Origin of the sequence: Pseudomonas sp. 22526 (assembly GCF_052044735.1) — a bacterium.
Lineage (GTDB): Bacteria > Pseudomonadota > Gammaproteobacteria > Pseudomonadales > Pseudomonadaceae > Aquipseudomonas > Aquipseudomonas piscium.
This window is the reverse complement of sequence record NZ_JBQENK010000033.1, coordinates 1-19,963: the sequence shown is the minus strand read 5'-3', so window position 1 is coordinate 19,963 and position 19,963 is coordinate 1. Positions and strand designations below refer to the sequence as shown.

Annotated in this window: 17 protein-coding genes; 15 read left to right on the top strand and 2 right to left on the bottom strand. The window is 63.4% G+C overall.

Features of this window, described 5'->3' with window-relative positions; all coding sequences use genetic code 11:
* The first annotated feature begins 189 nt into the window (after window positions 1–189).
* Entirely contained in the window at window positions 190–507 is a 318-nt protein-coding gene (locus tag ACTJKT_RS30150; protein ID WP_440790162.1) for a Rieske (2Fe-2S) protein, read from the top strand.
* On the opposite strand, the gene sfsA is transcribed toward ACTJKT_RS30150, so the two are convergent.
* Together sfsA and ACTJKT_RS30140 are read right to left on the bottom strand one after the other, a co-directional pair.
* Window positions 504–1,217: a DNA/RNA nuclease SfsA gene (gene sfsA / locus ACTJKT_RS30145; RefSeq protein ID WP_440790160.1), complete on the bottom strand. Its 714-nt coding sequence runs from the start codon at window positions 1,215–1,217 to the stop codon at window positions 504–506. The genes ACTJKT_RS30150 and sfsA overlap by 4 nt on opposite strands.
* A complete protein-coding gene (locus tag ACTJKT_RS30140; protein WP_440790158.1) occupies window positions 1,217–2,389 on the bottom strand; it encodes a pyridoxal phosphate-dependent aminotransferase in 1,173 nt (390 codons plus the stop codon). Before ACTJKT_RS30140 ends, sfsA begins: the two co-directional genes overlap by 1 nt.
* Before the next feature lie 335 nt (window positions 2,390–2,724).
* Here ACTJKT_RS30140 and dksA point away from each other — a divergent pair, with 335 nt between their 5' ends.
* From dksA to ACTJKT_RS30070, 14 genes are all read left to right on the top strand, one after another.
* The gene (gene dksA, locus ACTJKT_RS30135; protein ID WP_007924645.1) at window positions 2,725–3,165 is read left to right on the top strand and encodes an RNA polymerase-binding protein DksA; all 441 of its coding nucleotides are present in this window, start codon (window positions 2,725–2,727) and stop codon (window positions 3,163–3,165) included.
* Window positions 3,166–3,309: 144 nt separating this feature from the next.
* Window positions 3,310–4,206: a tRNA glutamyl-Q(34) synthetase GluQRS gene (gene gluQRS, locus ACTJKT_RS30130; protein ID WP_440790156.1), complete on the top strand. Its 897-nt coding sequence runs from the start codon at window positions 3,310–3,312 to the stop codon at window positions 4,204–4,206.
* Window positions 4,207–4,283: 77 nt separating this feature from the next.
* Window positions 4,284–4,460 (top strand): hypothetical protein, encoded by a 177-nt coding sequence (locus ACTJKT_RS30125; protein WP_003176118.1) that lies wholly within the window; start codon window positions 4,284–4,286, stop codon window positions 4,458–4,460.
* Entirely contained in the window at window positions 4,444–7,398 is a 2,955-nt protein-coding gene (locus ACTJKT_RS30120; protein ID WP_025805356.1) for a sensor histidine kinase, read from the top strand. The genes ACTJKT_RS30125 and ACTJKT_RS30120 overlap by 17 nt, the downstream gene beginning before the upstream one ends.
* A 22-nt stretch (window positions 7,399–7,420) precedes the next feature.
* Entirely contained in the window at window positions 7,421–8,857 is a 1,437-nt protein-coding gene (locus ACTJKT_RS30115) for a sigma-54-dependent transcriptional regulator (protein WP_025805357.1), read from the top strand.
* Window positions 8,858–9,591: 734 nt separating this feature from the next.
* Complete coding sequence (locus ACTJKT_RS30110) at window positions 9,592–10,995, top strand: polynucleotide adenylyltransferase PcnB (RefSeq protein ID WP_097305115.1); 1,404 nt, start codon at window positions 9,592–9,594, stop codon at window positions 10,993–10,995.
* 4 nt (window positions 10,996–10,999) lie between these two features.
* On the top strand, window positions 11,000–11,479 hold the full coding sequence (gene folK, locus ACTJKT_RS30105; RefSeq protein ID WP_063433039.1) for a 2-amino-4-hydroxy-6-hydroxymethyldihydropteridine diphosphokinase: 480 nt from the start codon (window positions 11,000–11,002) through the stop codon (window positions 11,477–11,479).
* Between the two features lie 237 nt (window positions 11,480–11,716).
* Entirely contained in the window at window positions 11,717–12,517 is an 801-nt protein-coding gene (gene panB, locus ACTJKT_RS30100; protein WP_097305117.1) for a 3-methyl-2-oxobutanoate hydroxymethyltransferase, read from the top strand.
* Window positions 12,514–13,368, top strand: coding sequence for a pantoate--beta-alanine ligase (gene panC / locus ACTJKT_RS30095; protein WP_440790152.1), 855 nt, complete (start codon window positions 12,514–12,516; stop codon window positions 13,366–13,368). Before panB ends, panC begins: the two co-directional genes overlap by 4 nt.
* 109 nt (window positions 13,369–13,477) lie before the next feature.
* Window positions 13,478–13,858, top strand: coding sequence for an aspartate 1-decarboxylase (panD, locus tag ACTJKT_RS30090; protein ID WP_097305119.1), 381 nt, complete (start codon window positions 13,478–13,480; stop codon window positions 13,856–13,858).
* 240 nt (window positions 13,859–14,098) lie between these two features.
* Window positions 14,099–15,763, top strand: coding sequence for a glucose-6-phosphate isomerase (pgi, locus tag ACTJKT_RS30085; RefSeq protein WP_102677908.1), 1,665 nt, complete (start codon window positions 14,099–14,101; stop codon window positions 15,761–15,763).
* Window positions 15,764–15,889: 126 nt separating this feature from the next.
* Complete coding sequence (gene acs, locus ACTJKT_RS30080) at window positions 15,890–17,827, top strand: acetate--CoA ligase (protein ID WP_440790149.1); 1,938 nt, start codon at window positions 15,890–15,892, stop codon at window positions 17,825–17,827.
* Window positions 17,828–17,866: 39 nt separating this feature from the next.
* On the top strand, window positions 17,867–18,733 hold the full coding sequence (locus tag ACTJKT_RS30075; protein WP_440790147.1) for an oxygenase MpaB family protein: 867 nt from the start codon (window positions 17,867–17,869) through the stop codon (window positions 18,731–18,733).
* Between the two features lie 151 nt (window positions 18,734–18,884).
* Window positions 18,885–19,963, top strand: a 1,079-nt coding sequence (locus ACTJKT_RS30070; protein ID WP_440787992.1) for an acetyl-CoA C-acetyltransferase, incomplete at its 3' end; no start/stop codon positions are given.

The window sequence follows — 19,963 nt, the reverse complement described above, 5'->3', positions numbered from 1 at the left end:
GCCCACGGAAGCCGCCGTACATGTGACATGCCCTGCAACCCAGGCATCGAAATGAGCAAGCGCCCCACAGGCGAAGCAGCCATTTGATAATTGTTTGCATTTGACCGTCAAGCACAGACATGTTTCATCAAGCGCCCGCAGGAAAACTGTGACAGCCTGAACCCAGAGCCGTCGGTTACGAGGATAGACATGAAGTTTCTTTGCGCCCCCGGCGATCTGCCGGAGGCTTCCAGCCGAGGTTTCAACCTCGAAGGCCGGCCACTTTTCGCGGTGCGTCGCGATCGACAGGTCTACGTCTACACCAACCGCTGCCCCCATCGCGGGGTCGCTCTGGAGTGGCAGCCCGATCAGTTTCTCGACCCAAGCGCCAGCCTGATCCAGTGCGCCACCCACGGCGCGCTGTTTCTGATCGAAAACGGCGAATGCGTGGCCGGCCCCTGTGCCGGGCAATCCCTGACGGTCATCCCCTGCCGGGAAGACAGCCAGGGCATCTGGGTTCAGCTCTAGCCGTTGAGCAATACGTCCAGACGGCGCTCGATGCACACTTCCTCGGCAGTCAAACGCACGCCGTAAGCCAGTACCTCGACCCCGGATGCCACCGCCTCGCGCAGCGCAGCGGCATAACCGGGGTCGATCTCTTCGGCCGGCCGCACCGCCTCGACCCCCGACAGGTTGACGCAATACAACTGCACCGCCCGGATACCCTCACGCGCCAGGCCGGCCAGCTCCCGCAAATGCTTGGCGCCACGCTGGGTCACCGCATCCGGGAAGGCCGCGACCGCGGAACCGTCGAAGCCCAGGGTGACGCTTTTGACTTCGACGAAAGCCGGGCCGTCCGGGTAGTCCAGGCGGAAATCGATCCGGCTGTTCTCCTGGCCATAGGGCACCTCACGCTTGAGGGCGGTAAAACCGTTCAGCTCAGCGATCACTCCGGCGCGCAAGGCTTCTTCCACCAGCGTGTTGGCCCGCGCCGTGTTGACGCAAGCCAGCCGGCCCTGGGGCGTTTCGCTGATTTCCCAGGTCCCGGGCAATTTGCGCTTGGGGTCATTGGAACGGCTGAACCAGACCTGCCCACCCTCGACCATGCAATTGAACATGGAACCGGTGTTGGGGCAGTGAATGGTCAGCAACTCGCCGCCAATGGTCTCGATATCGGCGAGAAAACGCTTGTAACGACGAACCAGGCGACCTTCTTCGAGGGGAGGATGAAAGCGCATCAGCCTTGCCAGCTCCGCAGGCCACGGGCAATCCGCTCCACCGCTTCCTGCAGGCGCGGCAGGCTCTGAGTGTAGGCGAACCGGACATGGTGCCCAGCCTGATGGCGACCGAAATCCAGACCCGGGGTAAAGGCAATGTGTTCGGTTTCGAGGAAGTGCCGGCAGAAGGCAAAGGCATCGCCGCCGAAAGCGCTGATATCGGCATACAGGTAGAACGCCCCTTCCGGCTCCACCGCGATGCCAAAGCCCAGCTCGCGCAGGGCTGGCAGGAGGAAGTCGCGGCGCCGCTGAAACTCGTTGCGGCGCTCTTCCAGGATACTGATGGTGTCCGGCTCGAAGCAGGCCAGAGCGGCGTACTGAGCCATGCTCGGGGCGCTGATATAAAGGTTCTGCGCCAACTTCTCCAACTCGCCGACCGCCGCCTGCGGCGCTACCAGCCAACCCAGGCGCCAGCCGGTCATGCCGAAATATTTGGAAAAGCTATTCAGGACAAAGGCGCTGTCATCGACTTCCAGCACGCTGGCGGCATCGCTGCCGTAGGTCAGGCCGTGGTAGATCTCGTCCACCACCAGATGGCCATTACGCGCCTTTACCGCGGCCGACAGCCCCGCCAGCTCGTCACGGGTGAGCAGCGTGCCGGTCGGGTTGGCCGGCGAGGCCACCAGGGCGCCGACGCTGTCCTGATCCCAATAACGCTCCACCAGGTCCGGCGTCAGTTGATAGCGCACGTCCGGTCCGACCGGCACCAGCTGCGCCGCGCCTTCCACCAGACGCAGGAAGTGCCGGTTGCAGGGGTAGCCCGGGTCCGCCAGCAGCCAGTGCTTGCCTGGGTCGACCAGCAGGCTGCTGGCCAGCAGCAACGCACCGGAACCACCGGGCGTGATCATGATGCGCTCGGGGTCGATGTCCAGCCCGTAGCGCTGCCGATAGAAACCGGAGATGGCCGTGCGCAGCTCGGGGATCCCGCGGGCGGCGGTGTAGCGGGTCTTGCCCGCCTCCAGGGCGGCCTGCCCGGCCTTGATGATCGGCTCAGCCGTGGTGAAGTCCGGTTCACCGATTTCCAGGTGAATCACATCGTGCCCGGCCGCTTGCAGCTCATTGGCACGGGCCAGCAGGGCCATCACATGGAAAGGTTCGATAGCGCGGCTGCGCGCACTGTAGGACTGAGCCATTAGCCTTCCTTCATTGAAGTGAGCAAAAAACCGATTCTACCCAACCCCGGGGACAAGGGAGAGCCCAAAGCCTTCAAGCACCTGCCATCCCCCCCTGTAAAGAAGACGGACACCAGGCCCAGGCTTGGCTAAAATCATTAATTGACCAGGCCCCCGAACAGACCAGGCCAGGCGGCATCGACCTTTGCGAGCACCGCAAGACGCGGGCTCGACAACCGGGAGTAGCGCCGCCCGATTCGATCTGGTAAGTTCGCCCGCTTGCAGTCGCAGGGCCGGCATGCCGGTGATGGAGCAATCCTGCGCAATGGATTACATGAGTAGAGGCGGTCCATTTCATGCCCACCCAAGCAAAGCAACAGAATCAATCGATCAGCGGCTTCGAGCCCTATGTTGAAACCGCGGGCGAAGAGTACATGGGCAAGCCCATGCGCGAGCACTTCACCAAGATCCTGAACAAGTGGAAACAGGACTTGATGCAGGAAGTCGACCGCACTGTTGATCACATGAAAGACGAAGCAGCCAACTTCCCCGACCCGGCCGACCGTGCCAGCCAGGAAGAAGAGTTCAGCCTTGAACTGCGCGCCCGCGACCGTGAGCGCAAGCTGATCAAGAAGATCGACAAGACGCTGCAACTGATCGAAGACGAAGAATACGGCTGGTGCGAATCCTGCGGCGTCGAGATCGGTATTCGCCGCCTGGAAGCCCGCCCTACCGCCGACATGTGTGTCGACTGCAAGACCCTGGCGGAAATCAAGGAAAAACAAGTCGGCAAATAATCGCTGGCTTGAACGAAAAACGGAGCGTGCGAACGCTCCGTTTTTGTTTCTGACGCCTCCCCCCTGTAGGAGCGAGCTTGCTCGCGATGGCGACCCTGCAGACGCCATCGTCACCTTGGGACCGAACGAAGTAACATCCTCTCCATGACTGCCTCTCACACCTCTTCCTACATCGGGCGCTTCGCCCCCACCCCCAGCGGGCACCTGCATTTCGGCTCGCTGGTCGCAGCCCTGGCCTCCTACCTCGATGCCCGCGCCGTCGGCGGCCGCTGGCTGTTGCGCATGGAAGACCTCGATCCGCCCCGGGAAGAGCCCGGCGCCCAGGCGGCCATCCTCAAGGCCCTGGAAAGCTACGGCTTCGAGTGGGACGGCGAAATGGTCCGCCAGAGCGACCGGCACACGGCCTACGCCGAAGTCCTCAACCGCCTGTTCAACCAGGGCCTGGCTTACGCCTGCACCTGCTCGCGCAAGCAACTGGAGCCCTACCACGGCATTTATCCGGGCCTGTGCCGCAATGCCGGACACGGCCAGGAAGACGCTGCCATCCGCTTGCGCGTGCCGGAACTGGAATATCGCTTCACCGACCGGGTCCAGGGCGAATTTCGCCAGCATCTGGGGCGCGATGTGGGCGACTTCGTGATCCGTCGCCGCGACGGTCTCTACGCCTATCAACTGGCGGTGGTGCTCGACGACGCCTGGCAAGGGGTGACCGATATCGTGCGCGGCGCCGACCTGCTGGACTCCACCCCGCGCCAGCTGTACCTGCAAGAGCTGCTCGGCCTGCCGCAGCCGCGTTACCTGCATGTGCCGCTGATCACCCAGCCGGACGGGCACAAACTGGGCAAGTCCTACCGCTCCCCGCCGCTGGCCGCGGACCAGGCCACACCGCTGCTGTTGCGTGCCTTGCGCGCCCTGGGGCAGAAAACCGACAGCGAAATGCTCCATGCCAGCCCTCGGGAAGTGCTGAGCTGGGGCATCGAACACTGGGATGCTTTACTGATCCCACGCACACTGAGCGTGCCCGAAGCGCAAATACGCTGACGCCCCTTGCAGGTTGGCGCCCATCCGTTACCATCGCCGCACGTTTTCGGGCACGCACACAATAAAGAGAGGCCGAGATGTACATCTATCGCTTGGTCCTGCTGCTGGTAGTGGGGATCTATCTGTTCTCCCCCGCCATCATGGATTGGTGGATCGATGCTACGGGCGCCTGGTATCGCCCGTATCTGCTCTGGCTGATCCTGATCGTCGTGACCTTCATCCTGCAGAGCCAAAAAGATGCCGATGAGCTTTAGCCTGACCCAGATGATCCTGATCAGCGCCGCGTACCTGCTGGTGCTGTTCGGGGTGGCCTGGGTCAGCGAACGCGGCATGATCCCGCGCTCGATCATCCGCCACCCGCTGACCTACACCCTGTCCCTCGGGGTCTACGCCAGCGCCTGGGCCTTTTACGGCACGGTCGGCCTGGCCTATCAGTACGGCTACGGTTTTCTTTCCAGCTATCTCGGGGTCTCCGGCGCCTTCCTGCTGGCGCCGGTGCTGCTTTACCCGATCCTGAAAATCACCCGCACCTACCAACTGTCGTCGCTGGCCGACCTGTTCGCCTTTCGCTTTCGCAGCACCTGGGCCGGCGCACTGACCACGGTGATCATGCTGGTCGGCGTATTGCCACTGCTGGCCTTGCAGATCCAGGCGGTCGCGGACTCCATCGGCATCCTCACCCGCGAGCCGGTGCAGCACCGGGTCGCCCTGAGTTTCTGCGCGCTGATCACCCTGTTCACCATCTTCTTCGGCTCCCGGCACATCGCCACCCGGGAAAAACACGAAGGCCTGGTGTTCGCCATCGCCTTCGAGTCGGTGATCAAGCTGATCGCCATCGGCGGCGTCGGCCTCTATGCCCTGTACGGCGTATTCGATGGCCCGCAACAGCTGGAACTCTGGCTGCTGCAGAACCAGACCGCCCTCGCCGCCCTGCATACGCCGCTGCAGGAAGGACCCTGGCGCACCCTGCTGCTGGTGTTCTTCGCCTCGGCGATCGTGATGCCGCACATGTACCACATGACCTTCACCGAAAACCTCAACCCGCGCTCGCTGGTCAGCGCCAGCTGGGGCCTGCCGCTGTTCCTGTTGCTGATGAGCCTGGCAGTGCCGCTGATCCTCTGGGCCGGCCTGAAACTGGGCGCCACCACCAACCCCGAGTACTTCACCCTCGGCATCGGCATCGCCGCCAACAAACCGGCATTGGCCTTGATGGCCTATATCGGCGGGCTTTCCGCCGCCAGCGGCCTGATCATCGTCACCACCCTGGCGCTGTCGGGGATGGCCCTCAACCATCTGGTGCTGCCGCTGTATCAGCCACCGGCCGAAGGCAATATCTACCGCTGGCTGAAATGGACCCGCCGCGCGCTGATCGTGGCCATCATCATGGCCGGCTATGCCTTCTACCTGCTGCTGGGGGCCGAACAGGACCTGGCCAACCTCGGCATCGTCGCCTTTGTCGCGACCCTGCAGTTCCTCCCCGGCGTGCTCTCGGTGCTGTACTGGCCGACCGCCAACCGGCGCGGCTTCATCGCCGGGCTGATGGCCGGGACGCTGGTGTGGTTGGTGACCATGCTGCTGCCGCTGATCGGCAATCTGCAGGGCTTCTATATACCGCTGCTGAACATGATCTACGTGCTGGACGACACCAGCTGGCACATGGCGGCCATCGCCTCACTGGCGGCCAACGTCCTGATGTTCACCCTGATTTCGCTGTTCACCAACGCCAGCTCCGAAGAAGCCAGCGCCGCCGAAGCCTGTGCGGTGGACAACGTGCGCCGGCCGCAACGTCGCGAACTGCATGCTGCCTCGCCCCAGGAGTTCGCCACCCAGCTGGCCAAGCCCCTGGGCGCCAAGGCCGCGCAGAAGGAAGTCGAGCAGGCGCTGCGCGACCTGTACCTGCCCTTCGATGAGCGCCGCCCCTATGCCCTGCGCCGTTTGCGCGACCGTATCGAGGCCAACCTGTCCGGCCTGATGGGCCCCAGCGTGGCCCAGGACATGGTGGAAACCTTCCTGCCTTACAAGGCCGGCGGCGAAAACTATGTAACCGAAGACATTCACTTCATCGAAAGCCGGCTCGAGGACTACCACTCGCGCCTGACCGGCCTGGCCGCCGAGCTCGATGCCTTGCGCCGCTACCACCGCCAGACCTTGCAGGAACTGCCGATGGGCGTCTGCTCCCTGGCCAAGGATCAGGAAATCCTCATGTGGAACAAGGCCATGGAAGAACTGACCAGCATTCCGGCGCAGCATGTGGTCGGTTCGCGCCTGAGCACCATCGCCGATCCCTGGAAAGAGCTGCTGCAAGGCTTCATCAACGTCCCCGACGAACATTTGCACAAGCAGCATCTGGCCCTCGATGGCCAGACCCGCTGGCTGAACCTGCACAAGGCCGCCATCGACGAACCCCTGGCCCCGGGCAACAGCGGCCTGGTGCTGCTGGTGGAAGACCTGACCGAAACCCAGATGCTCGAAGACAAGCTGGTGCATTCCGAGCGCCTGGCCAGCATCGGCCGCCTGGCCGCCGGCGTGGCCCACGAAATCGGCAACCCGATCACCGGTATCGCCTGCCTGGCGCAGAACCTGCGCGAAGAGCGCGAAGAGGACGGCGAACTCACCGAAATCAGCGGCCAGATCCTCGAGCAGACCAAGCGCGTGTCGCGCATCGTCCAGTCGCTGATGAGCTTCGCCCACGCCGGCAGCCACCAGCACAACGACGAAGCCGTGTGCCTGGCCGAGGTGGCGCAGGACGCCATTGGTCTGCTGGCGCTGAACCGGCGCAATTTCGAAGTGCAGTTCTTCAACCTATGCGATCCGGACCACTGGGTCGACGGCGACCCGCAACGGCTCGCCCAGGTACTGATCAACCTGCTATCCAATGCCCGCGACGCATCACCGGCGGGCAGCGCGGTACGGGTCAAGAGCGAGGCCGGCGAACACACGATCGACCTGATCGTCGAAGACGAAGGCAGCGGCATCCCGTCGAGCATCATGGATCGACTGTTCGAACCCTTCTTCACCACCAAGGATCCTGGCGAGGGCACCGGACTGGGCCTTGCACTGGTCTATTCCATCGTTGAAGAGCATTATGGACAAATCACCATCGACAGCCCGGCTGACACCGAAAGCCAACGCGGCACCCGTATCCGGGTGACCTTACCGCGTCATGTCGAAGCGACGTCCGCTGTGAACTGAGACCGTCGAGAGAATCGAATCAATGCCGCACATTTTGATCGTCGAAGACGAAACAATTATCCGCTCCGCCTTGCGCCGCCTGCTGGAACGCAACCAGTACCAGGTCAGCGAAGCCGGTTCCGTGCAGGAAGCACAAGAGCGTTTCAGCATTCCCACGTTCGACCTGATCGTCAGCGACCTGCGCCTGCCTGGCGCCCCCGGCACCGAGCTGATCAAGCTTGGCCAGGGCACCCCGGTGCTGATCATGACCAGCTACGCCAGCCTGCGCTCGGCGGTCGACTCGATGAAGATGGGCGCGGTGGACTACATCGCCAAGCCTTTCGATCACGATGAAATGCTCCAGGCCGTGGCGCGCATCCTGCGCGACCGCCAGAGCGCACAGAGCAATCCGAACGAGCGTCCGGCCGCCAAGTCGGGCAACGGCGCGGACAAGGCCGGTGCCAACGCCAGCAATGGCGAAATCGGCATCATCGGTTCCTGCCCACCGATGCAGGACCTGTACAGCAAGATCCGCAAGGTCGCCCCGACAGATTCCAATGTACTGATCCAGGGTGAATCCGGGACCGGTAAGGAACTGGTAGCCCGCGCCCTGCACAACCTGTCCAAGCGCGCCAAGGCGCCGATGATCTCGGTGAACTGCGCGGCCATTCCGGAAACCCTGATCGAGTCCGAGCTGTTCGGTCACGAAAAAGGCGCCTTCACCGGTGCCAGCGCCGGGCGCGCCGGCCTGGTGGAAGCGGCGGATGGCGGCACTTTATTCCTCGACGAAATCGGCGAATTGCCGCTCGAAGCCCAGGCCCGCCTGTTGCGCGTATTGCAGGAAGGCGAGATCCGCCGGGTCGGCTCGGTGCAATCGCAGAAGGTCGATGTGCGCCTGATCGCCGCGACCCACCGCGACCTCAAGAGCCTGGCCAAGATCGGCCAGTTCCGTGAAGACCTGTATTACCGCCTGCACGTGATTGCCCTGAAACTGCCAGCCCTGCGCGAGCGCGGCGCCGACGTCAACGAAATCGCCAATGCCTTCCTCGCCCGCCAGAGCGCGCGCGTGGGCCGCACCGACCTGAAATTCGCCCCGGACGCCGAGCAAGCCATTCGCCATTACTCTTGGCCAGGCAACGTTCGCGAACTGGAAAACGCCGTCGAGCGCTCGGTCATCCTGTGCGAAAGCCCGGAAATCTCTGCGGAGCTGCTGGGTATCGATATCGAACTGAGCGACCTGGAAGACGACGAGTTCATCGGCCTGGCGCCCCAGGCCGCCAACGCCAACAACAGCAGCCATGAGCCGACCGAAGACCTGTCGCTGGAAGACTACTTCCAGCATTTCGTTCTCGAGCACCAGGACCACATGACCGAGACCGAACTGGCCCGCAAACTGGGCGTCAGCCGCAAATGCCTGTGGGAACGCCGCCAGCGCCTGGGCATCCCACGGCGCAAGACCGGGGTCGCCAGCGAAAGCTGAAGCCCGGCGGTAACGGGTTGCGGGTAACACGCGACCTTGTGAAAAAACTGTTACCTCAGTCATTTCACGTAACAAAAGCCGGGGCTTACGGTAACGAAGCCCCGGCTTTTTTTCGCCTGGAGAAACCTCCGAACCGCACCTAACCCCTTGTTTTACTGGGCCCCGCAAAAGTTGGCACGGCACCTGCTATATGTTTGGTACAAGAACAATAACAAGCAATGCATAAGACAATAAAAATAAGACGAATCGACTCACGCACAATAAAAACAACACGGCGGAGGCGCAGCTAACTGATTCTTTTGGAGAGGCGTTGTCATTGGGGCTTGCCCCACAACCAGGCCGAGAACAACAAAAACTGCCCTAAGGCAGAGCCTGAACTGGTTGGATCACTGATCATTGCAGCACAGCGACCAAAGCAATCCGTTTGCTCTTGGCTCCCGATTGGGAGGGTCACTCTGGGTTAACCAGGTGACAAGGGCGTTAAACAAAAACAAGAAGCCCGAAACCAATAATAAAAATAGAGCACGCAAACACTTCTGGGGGAGCTTCGGCTCCCCTTGTGGTTTCCGCGATTGCGGTTTTACTCGCGAAAAGCCCCGCCAACCCGCGTTCCAAAGCGCCGCGCACGACTCGCCGCAGCTTCCTACACCATCCCCCGACTAAATGCTAGAATCCCCGCCCATCATGCGGTCATTCTTCGTTATGGCCGAACATTCCTTCAAACAGTGCATCCCATGCTGAAGAAGTTGTTCCAGTCATTCCGTTCCCCCTTGCGTCGTACGCAACACAAACGCAGCACGCCTGAAGTGCTCAACAGCAGCCAACACTCGCTGCAACGCGCCCAGTTCAGCCGTTATGCGGTGAACATCGTCGAACGCCTGCAGAACGCTGGCTACCAGGCCTACCTGGTCGGCGGCTGCGTGCGCGACATGTTGCTCAATATCACCCCCAAGGATTTCGACGTCGCCACCAGCGCCACGCCGGAACAGGTGCGGGCCGAATTCCGCAACGCGCGGATCATCGGCCGTCGGTTCAAGCTGGTGCATATCCACTTCGGCCGCGAGATCATCGAGGTCGCGACCTTCCGCGCCAATCACCCGCAAAACGATGAAGAGGAAGACAGCAACCAATCCTCGCGCAACGAAAGCGGGCGCATCCTGCGCGACAACGTGTACGGCACCCTCGAAGAGGACGCCCAGCGCCGCGACTTCACCATCAATGCCCTGTATTACGATCCGGTCAGCGAGCGCATCCTCGATTACGCCAACGGCGTGCACGACATCCGCAATCATCTGATCCGCCTGATCGGCGATCCGCGCCAGCGCTACCAGGAAGATCCGGTACGCATGCTGCGGGCCGTGCGCTTCGCAGCGAAGCTGGATTTCGGCATCGAGAAACACACCGCCACGCCGATCCGCGACCTGGCCCCCATGCTGCGGGAAATCCCCTCGGCACGCCTGTTCGAGGAAGTGCTCAAGCTGTTCCTGTCCGGCCATGCCGCCGACACCTTCGAGATGCTGGTCGACCTGCAACTGTTCGATCCACTGTTCCCGGCCAGCGCCGAGGCGCTGGAGTACAACCCGACCTACACCCATACCCTGATCAGCGAAGCCCTGATCAATACCGACCTGCGCATCAAGCAGAACAAGCCGGTAACCCCGGCTTTCCTGTTCGCCGCGCTGCTGTGGCCGGCCCTGCCGGCTCGCGTGCTGCGCCTTCAGGAACGCGGCATGCCGCCGATTCCGGCGATGCAGGAAGCTGCTCACGAATTGATCAGCGAACAGTGCCAGCGCATCGCTATTCCAAAACGCTTCACCATGCCGATCCGCGAAATCTGGGACATGCAGGAACGCCTGCCACGTCGCAGCGGCAAGCGCGCCGACCAGTTGCTGGACAATCCGCGGTTCCGCGCCGGTTATGATTTCCTGCTGCTGCGCGAAAGCGCCGGCGAACAGACCGATGGCCTGGGTGAGTGGTGGACCGACTACCAGGACGCCAACGACGCCGGGCGCCGCGACATGATTCGCGACCTGAGCGGCAAGGACGAAGCCGGCACAGGTCCGCGCAAACGTCGTCGCAGCAGTGGCGCCAAACGCAAACGCGCCACCGCCGGCGCACCGAGCGCTTCCGGCGAATAACCCGATGGAACGCATCTACATCGGCATGGGCAGCAACCTGGCTGCCCCGGCGGAGCAATTGCGCAGCGCGATCGACGCGCTGGCGCAGTTGCCGCACAGCCAACTGGCGGGAGTCTCGGCCTTCTATCAGAGCGATTCCCTGCTGCCCGGCCAACCGCGCTACACCAACGCCGTGGCCGCCCTGGACAGCAGCCTCGCGCCCCTCGAACTGCTGGACGCGCTGCAAGCTATCGAAAACGGCCAGGGCCGCGAGCGTCTCGAGCGCTGGGGGCCGCGCACCCTGGACCTGGACATCCTGCTGTTCGGCGATCGCCTGATCGACGAACCGCGGCTCAAGGTCCCGCATTACCACATGCAGGCCCGGGCCTTCGTCCTCTATCCCCTGGCCGAACTGGCCCCCGCCGACCTGCAGCTGGCCGACGGTCGCCAGCTGCGCGACCTGCTCGCCGCCTGCCCATTTGTCGGCCTGGAACGTCTGGCCTGACTGCTGAAACGCATCAGTTACGGCGGTAACACTCACGCCGTAACAATGCGGTAACACATGCAATTGACTTCCCGAGTTCTCCTCACGACTATAGGCGTCCCGTTGCCGCCAACACGGCGTTACAGGGCGCAATCCAGGCCTTATAAGCACGACAACAGACCGTGCGCCTGCATAGATAAAGAATCACGCGCGTTACTCGCAGCAGTTTCCAGAGCGCCTGAATGAGGACCCCTTTTCATGCCAGACATCACCCTGACCACCCTGCAAGGCCTCAAGCAGAAAGGTGAAAAGATCACCATGTTGACCTGCTATGACGCGACCTTCGCCCACACCTGTTGCCAGGCCGGCGTTGAAGTACTGCTGGTGGGCGACTCCCTCGGCATGGTCTTGCAAGGGCACGACAGCACACTGCCAGTCACTACCGCCGAGATGGCCTACCACGTCGCCGCGGTGAAACGCGGTAACAGTGGCGCCCTGATCCTCGCCGACCTGCCGTTCATGGCCTACGCCACCACCGAACAGGCCCTGAACAACAGCGCCCAGCTGATGCAGGCCGGCGCGCACATGATCAAGGTCGAAGGCGCGCTGTGGCTGGCGGAGTCCATCCGCCTGCTGGCCGAGCGCGGCATCCCGGTCTGCGCCCACATGGGCTTGACCCCGCAATCGGTGAACATCCTCGGCGGCTACAAGGTGCAGGGACGTAACGAAAACCAGGCCCGACAGATGCGTGCCGACGCCATCGCCCTGGAAGCGGCCGGCGCAGCGATGCTGCTGCTCGAATGCGTACCGAGCGAACTGGCGGCGGAAATCACCCAGGCAGTGAAGATTCCGGTGATCGGCATCGGCGCCGGCAGCGCCACCGACGGTCAGGTGCTGGTTCTGCACGACATGCTGGGCCTGTCCCTGAGCGGTCGTGCGCCGAAGTTCGTGAAGAACTTCATGGCCGGCCAGGAAAGCATCCAGGCGGCCCTGAGCGCCTACGTCAATGAAGTCAAGGCCGTGACCTTCCCAGGCGCCGAGCACGGGTTTTCTGCATGAATACTGTAAAAACCGTACGTGAACTGCGTGCCGCCGTGGCCCGTGCCCGCAGCGAGGGCAAGCGCATCGGCTTCGTACCGACCATGGGCAACCTGCACAGCGGGCATGCTGCCCTGGTGACCAAGGCGGCCCAGCGGGTGGACTTCGTGGTGGCGAGCATTTTCGTCAATCCATTGCAGTTCGGCGCCGGCGAAGACCTCGACAAGTACCCGCGGACCCTGGCCGCCGACCAGGAAAAGCTCCTGCAAGCCGGTTGCCATCTGCTGTTCGCCCCGACCGTCGAAGAGATGTACCCCGACGGCATGGACGGCCAGACCCGGGTCAGCGTGCCGCAACTCTCCGAAGGCCTGTGCGGCGCCAGCCGTCCCGGGCATTTCGAAGGGGTGGCTACTGTGGTCAGCAAGCTGTTCAACATGGTGCAGCCGGACCTTGCGGTCTTCGGACAGAAGGACTTCCAGCAACTGGCGGTGATCCGCGCGCTGGTGCATGACCTGAACATGCCGATCCAGATCATCGGCGAGCCCACCGTGCGTGCCGCCGACGGCCTCGCGCTGTCGTCGCGCAACGGCTACCTGAGTGAAGAACAGCGTGCCATCGCTCCGGCGATCTATCGTGGCCTGACTCAGATCGCCCAAGCCATCAGCCAGGGCGAGCGGGACTATCCAAAGCTGCTGGACGAGCAGAAACAGCTGCTCGAAGCCGCCGGTTTCCGCCCGGATTACCTGGAAATCCGCCACGCCCGGACCCTGCGCCCGGCCACCGCGCAAGACCGCGACCTGGTGATTCTGGCGGCGGCCTATCTGGGCGCCACCCGCCTGATCGACAACCTGCATCTGGACCTCGACGCCTAGGTTCCAGAGGCCGATTGCCCGAAGCCTGACCTTCGGGCAAACTGCCGCCGCCCGGGGCCTGCAGCGATGCTGCGGGCCCTGTTCGAGGATCCGACCGAGAGAACCACTCATGCACGCCATCATGCTCAAGGCCAAGCTGCATCGCGCCGAAGTCACCCACGCTGTGCTCGACTACGAAGGCTCCTGCGCCATCGACGGCGAATGGCTGGACTTGTCCGGTATCCGTGAGTACGAACAGATCCAGATCTACAACGTCGACAATGGCGAACGCTTCACCACCTACGCCATTCGTGGCGAGGAAGGCTCGCGCATGATCTCGGTCAACGGCGCCGCCGCGCACAAGGCCAAGGTCGGCGACCGGGTGATCATCTGCGCCTACGCTCACTACAGCGAAGCCGAACTGCTCGACTTCAAGCCGCGCATGCTCTACATGGCGCCGGGCAACGAGCTGAGCCACACCAGCCATGCCATTCCGGTTCAGGTCGCCTGAGCCCCGATTATTCTCATCCCCTGAAATCCCGCTCGTTGCGCGGCTCTGAGGCGCCGGTATAAAAAAGTACCGGCCGCAGGTCAGACAAAGCCAAGACAGATCAGCACGCGAGAGTTACTGTAATCGCCCTGCGTGCTTAATCGTGTCAGCGCAGGTTTGACCGAACGTTATTCTTCGAGCAGGACGTTCCGGGCTTTTCAGTGTCCAACAGGCAGTTCAAGTAAAAGGAAAACCGCAGCGATGGCGTACTACCGCACTCCTCACGACGTTACCGCTCTGCCCGCCTGGCAAGCGTTGAATGACCACCGCCAAGCCATGCAGGATTTCAGCATGCGCGAGGCCTTCAATGCCGACCCGCAGCGCTTTCATCAATTCAGCCTCAGCGGCTGTGGGCTTTTTCTCGATTACTCGAAGAACCTGATCACCTCCGAAACCCGCAACCTGCTGGTGGGCCTGGCCAATGAAGCCGGTCTGCAGGACGCGATCAAGGCGCTGTTCGCCGGTGAACTGGTCAACTCTTCCGAAGGCCGTCCGGCCCTGCACACCGCCCTGCGCCGCCCAGTGGGCGACAAGCTGTCGGTCAACGGCGTCAACGTGATGCCGGAAGTGCACAAGGTGCTGAACCAGATCACCGAACTGGTCGGACGCATCCATGACGGCCTGTGGCGCGGCTACACCGAGAAGCCGATCACCGACGTGGTGAACATCGGCATCGGCGGTTCCTTCCTCGGCCCCGAGCTGGTGTCCGAAGCCCTGTTGTCCTACGCCCAGAAAGGCGTGCGTTGCCATTACCTGGCCAATATCGACGGCAGCGAATTCCACGAACTGTCGTCGAAGATCCGCGCCGAAACCACGCTGTTCATCGTCTCGTCGAAATCCTTCAACACCCTGGAAACCCTGAAGAACGCCCAGGCCGCACGCGCCTGGTACCTGGCTCAGGGCGGTTCCGAGGCCGAGCTGTATCGCCACTTCATCGCGGTGTCGAGCAACAACGCCGCCGCCGTGGCCTTCGGCATCCGCGAAGAGAACATCTTCCCGATGTGGGACTGGGTCGGCGGGCGTTACTCGCTGTGGTCGGCCATCGGCCTGCCAATCGCCCTGGCCATCGGCATGTCCAACTTCAAGGAACTGCTGTCCGGCGCCTACACCATGGACCAGCACTTCCAGACCGCGCCGTTCGAGCAGAACATGCCGGTCCTCCTGGCCCTGCTGGGCGTGTGGTACGGCAATTTCTGGGGCGCGCAAAGCCACGCGATCCTGCCGTACGACCACTACCTGCGTAACATCACCAAGCACTTGCAGCAGTTGGACATGGAATCCAACGGCAAGAGCGTGCGCCAGGACGGCACGCCGGTTTCCACCGACACCGGTCCGGTGATCTGGGGTGGCGTGGGCTGCAACGGGCAGCACGCGTACCACCAGTTGTTGCACCAGGGCACCCAGCTGATCCCGGCCGACTTCATCGTGCCGATCGTCAGCTTCAACCCGGTGGCCGACCATCACCAGTGGCTGTACGCCAACTGCCTGTCGCAAAGCCAGGCGCTGATGCTCGGCAAAACGCGCGCCGAGGCCGAGGCCGAGTTGCGTGAAAAAGGCATGAGCGAGGCCGAAGTCCAGAAGCTGGCGCCGCACAAGGTGATCCCGGGCAACCGCCCGAGCAACACCCTGGTGGTCGAGCGCATCAGCCCGCGCCGCCTGGGCGCGCTGGTGGCGATGTACGAACACAAGGTCTTCGTGCAGAGCGTGATCTGGGGCATCAACGCCTTCGACCAATGGGGCGTGGAGCTGGGCAAGGAGCTGGGCAAGGGCGTCTACAACCGCCTGGTCGGCAGCGAAGAAACCCCGGCCGAGGATGCTTCGACCCAGGGCCTGATCAACTACTTCCGCGGTCGTCACCGCGGTTGATAACGCCCTGAAACGCCCCTTCGCGAGCAAGNGAGCTTGCTCGCGATTGGCCACCCTCCCCTTGAACCCCTTCCGATCAAGGCGCATCTTTATCGCTTGTCGCTAAAACAAGAATAAGGAACCGTCATGTTCGATATCAGCATGTTCCCCAAAGCCGATGCCGTCCGCCGGGCTGCGCAATTGAGTCAGGACGACTACCAGCGGCTGTACCGCGAATCCATCGAGCACCCCAGCACCTTCTGGGCCGAACAGGCCACCCGCTTTCTCCACTGGAGTGCCCCCTGGCAAACCGTGCAGCGCTATGACCTGAAAACCGGCGCCGCGACCTGGTTCGCCGGCGGCCAGTTGAACGTCAGCTACAACTGCATCGACCGCCACCTGGAAAAACGCGGCGATCAGGTAGCGCTCATCTGGGAAGGCGACGACCCCGCCGAGTCGCTGCAAATCACCTACAAGAAACTCCATCACTACGTCTGCCGCCTGGCCAACGTCCTGAAAAGCCGTGGCGTGAAAAAAGGCGATCGGGTCTGCATCTACATGCCGATGATCCCCGAGGCGGCCTACGCCATGCTCGCCTGCACCCGCATCGGCGCGGTGCACTCGGTGGTCTTTGGCGGGTTCTCCCCGGACGCGCTGCGCGACCGCATTCTCGACGCCGACTGCCGCACCCTGATCACCGCTGACGAAGGGGTCCGTGGCGGCAAGTTCGTGCCCTTGAAAAACAACGTCGACAAGGCCCTGCAAAGCTGCCCGAACGTCAGCACGGTGGTGGTGGTCGAGCGCACCCAGAACCCGGTGAACTGGGTCGAAGGCCGTGACCTCTGGTATCACCAGGCCCTGCGCGACGTCGAGGACTACTGCCCGCCGCAACCGATGGACGCCGAAGACCCGCTGTTCATCCTCTACACCTCCGGCAGCACCGGCAAACCCAAGGGCGTGCTGCACACCACCGGTGGTTACCTGTTGCAAACGGCGATGACCTTCAAATACGTGCTGGACTACCGCGAAGGCGAAGTCTTCTGGTGCACCGCCGACGTCGGTTGGGTCACCGGCCACAGCTACATCGTCTATGGCCCGCTGGCCAATGGCGCCACCAGCCTGATCTTCGAGGGCGTGCCCAGTTATCCGAGCAGCTCGCGCTTCTGGGAAGTCATCGACAAGCACCGGGTGAACATCTTCTACACCGCCCCCACCGCCTTGCGCGCACTGATGCGCGAAGGCCCCGAGCCGCTGCAGCACACCTCGCGCAGCAGCCTGCGCCTGCTGGGCAGCGTCGGCGAGCCGATCAACCCGGAAGCCTGGGAGTGGTATTTCAATATCGTCGGCGAGCAGCGCTGCCCGATCGTCGACACCTGGTGGCAGACCGAAACCGGCGGCATCATGCTCAGCCCGCTGGTCAGCGCCAGCCACATCAAGCCAGGCTGCGCCACCCGCCCGATGTTCGGGGTGCAGCCGGTGCTGCTGGACGAGCACGGCAAGGAAATCAGCGGCGCCGGCAGCGGCATCCTGGCGATCAAGGCCAGCTGGCCGGCGCAGATCCGCAGTGTCTACGGCGACCCGCAGCGCATGGTCGAGACCTATTTCAAACCCTACCCGGGCTACTACTTCACCGGCGACGGCGCGCGGCGCGATGAAGACGGCGATTACTGGATCACCGGACGCATCGACGACGTGATCAACGTGTCCGGGCATCGTATTGGCACCGCCGAAGTCGAAAGCGCCCTGGTCCTGCACGACAGCATCGCCGAGGCCGCGGTGGTCGGTTACCCCCACGACCTCAAGGGCCAGGGCATCTATGCCTTTGTCACCCCGATGAATGACGTCGAGCCCAGCGACCAGCTGAAACAGGAGCTGTTGAGCCTGGTCAGCCGCGAGATCGGCAGTTTCGCCAAGCCGGAGCTGATCCAGTGGGCACCGGCCTTGCCGAAAACCCGCTCGGGCAAGATCATGCGGCGTATCCTGCGCAAGATCGCCTGCAATGAGCTCGACAGTCTGGGCGATACCTCGACCCTGGCCGACCCGAGCGTGGTCGAGGGCCTGATCGATAAACGCCTGAACCTCTGAGCCGGGCCTCAGGCCTCAACCAAGGAACAGCCAAGCGGTATGGAATTCATTCGCAGTCGTATCGAAACCCAGGTGATGAGCCTGGGTGGCCTGTCGCTGGGCCAGCTCGACCTGGACAACCCCAAGGGCGACCCGGGCCTGTTCGGCCCGGACGCCATCTGCTGGCAGGTGCATGGCGATTTCAGCAGCATGCTGATCGGCGGCATCAGCGCCTTGTTGATGCAGGCCCTGCACCCGCTGGCCCTGGCCGGGGTCTGGGATCACTCGAACTTCCGGGAAGACATGATCGGGCGCCTGCGGCGTACCGCGCAGTTCATTTCCGGCACCACCTTCGGTTCGCGGCAGGATGCCGAATGGCTGATCGACAAGGTGCGCACCATTCACCTGCAGATCGTCGGTACTGCACCAGACGGCCGACCCTATGCCGCCAGCGATCCGCAACTGCTGACCTGGGTGCATGTGGCCGAAGTCAGCAGCTTTCTGGCGGCGCATTTGCGTTACCGCAATCCGCACCTATCGCCTGCCGACCAGGATCGTTACTACGGGGAAGTCGCGCTGATCGCCGAGCGCCTCGGCGCCAGCGATGTGCCGCGCTCGCGCCGGGCCGTGGCGGATTACCTGGCACGGATGCGCCCACAGCTGCTCTGCGATGAACGCAGCCGCGAAGTGCTGCGCCTGCTGTTGGCGGCACCCGCCCCAAGCCGCCTGGCCAAGCCATTCGGCTCGTTGATGATGCAGGCCGGCATCGACCTGCTGCCCGACTGGGCCAGCGACATGCTTGGCGTCAACCAGGGGCTGCTGCAACGCCAGCTGATCCGCGCCAGCGTCAACCGCAGTGCGCCGATGCTGCGCTGGGCGGTACGCAACGGCTCGATACATCGCGCACGCCGGCGCATGGGCCTGTAATAGCCGACCAGGCGAACAGAACGCGACCCACCGGTTCGCGATTGGCGGCGTCGCGACCTTCTATGCAACCATGATTTTCCAAGTTCTCGCGCATCGGTCCCTTGTCCGTAGTCACCGACCGATGCCGCCCATAGCAATGAGGATTCGCGCCATGCAAGACGTCGTAATCGTTGCCGCCACCCGCACCGCGGTCGGCAGTTTCCAGGGTTCGCTGGCGAACATCTCCGCGGTTGATCTGGGTGCCGCGGTGATCCGCCAGCTGCTGGCCCAGACCGGCCTGGAGGGCGCCCAGGTCGATGAAGTGATCATGGGCCAGGTGCTCACCGCCGGCGCCGGGCAGAACCCGGCGCGCCAGGCCGCGATCAAGGCCGGCCTGCCCCACGCCGTGCCGGCGCTGACCCTGAACAAGGTCTGCGGCTCCGGCCTCAAGGCCCTCCACCTGGGCGCCCAGGCGATCCGCTGCGGCGACGCCGAGGTGATCATCGCCGGCGGCCAGGAGAACATGAGCCTGGCCAACTACGTGCTGCCCGGCGCCCGCACCGGCCTGCGCATGGGCCATAGCCAGATGATCGACAGCATGATCAGCGATGGCCTGTGGGACGCCTTCAACGACTACCACATGGGCATCACCGCCGAGAACCTGGTGGACAAATACGGCATCAGCCGCGAAGCCCAGGACGCCTTTGCCGCCGCTTCGCAGCAGAAGGCAATGGCCGCCATCGAGGGCGGGCGTTTTGTCGATGAGATCACCCCGATCCTGATTCCCCAGCGCAAGGGCGAGCCAGTGGCCTTCGCCACCGACGAGCAGCCGCGCGCCGGCACCACCGCCGAATCCCTGAGCAAGCTCAAGCCGGCCTTCAAGAAAGACGGCACGGTCACCGCCGGCAACGCCTCGTCGCTGAACGACGGCGCCGCCGCGGTGATTCTGATGAGCGCCGCCAAAGCCAAGGCCCTGGGCCTGCCGGTGCTGGCGAAGATCGCCGCCTACGCCAACGCCGGGGTCGACCCGGCGTTCATGGGCATCGGCCCGGTATCGGCCACCCGCCGCTGCCTGGACAAGGCCGGCTGGTCCCTGGAGCAGCTGGACCTGATCGAAGCCAACGAAGCCTTCGCCGCCCAGTCGCTGTCGGTGGGCAAGGAACTGGGGTGGGACGCGAGCAAGGTCAACGTCAACGGCGGCGCCATCGCCCTCGGCCACCCGATCGGCGCCTCGGGCTGCCGGGTGCTGGT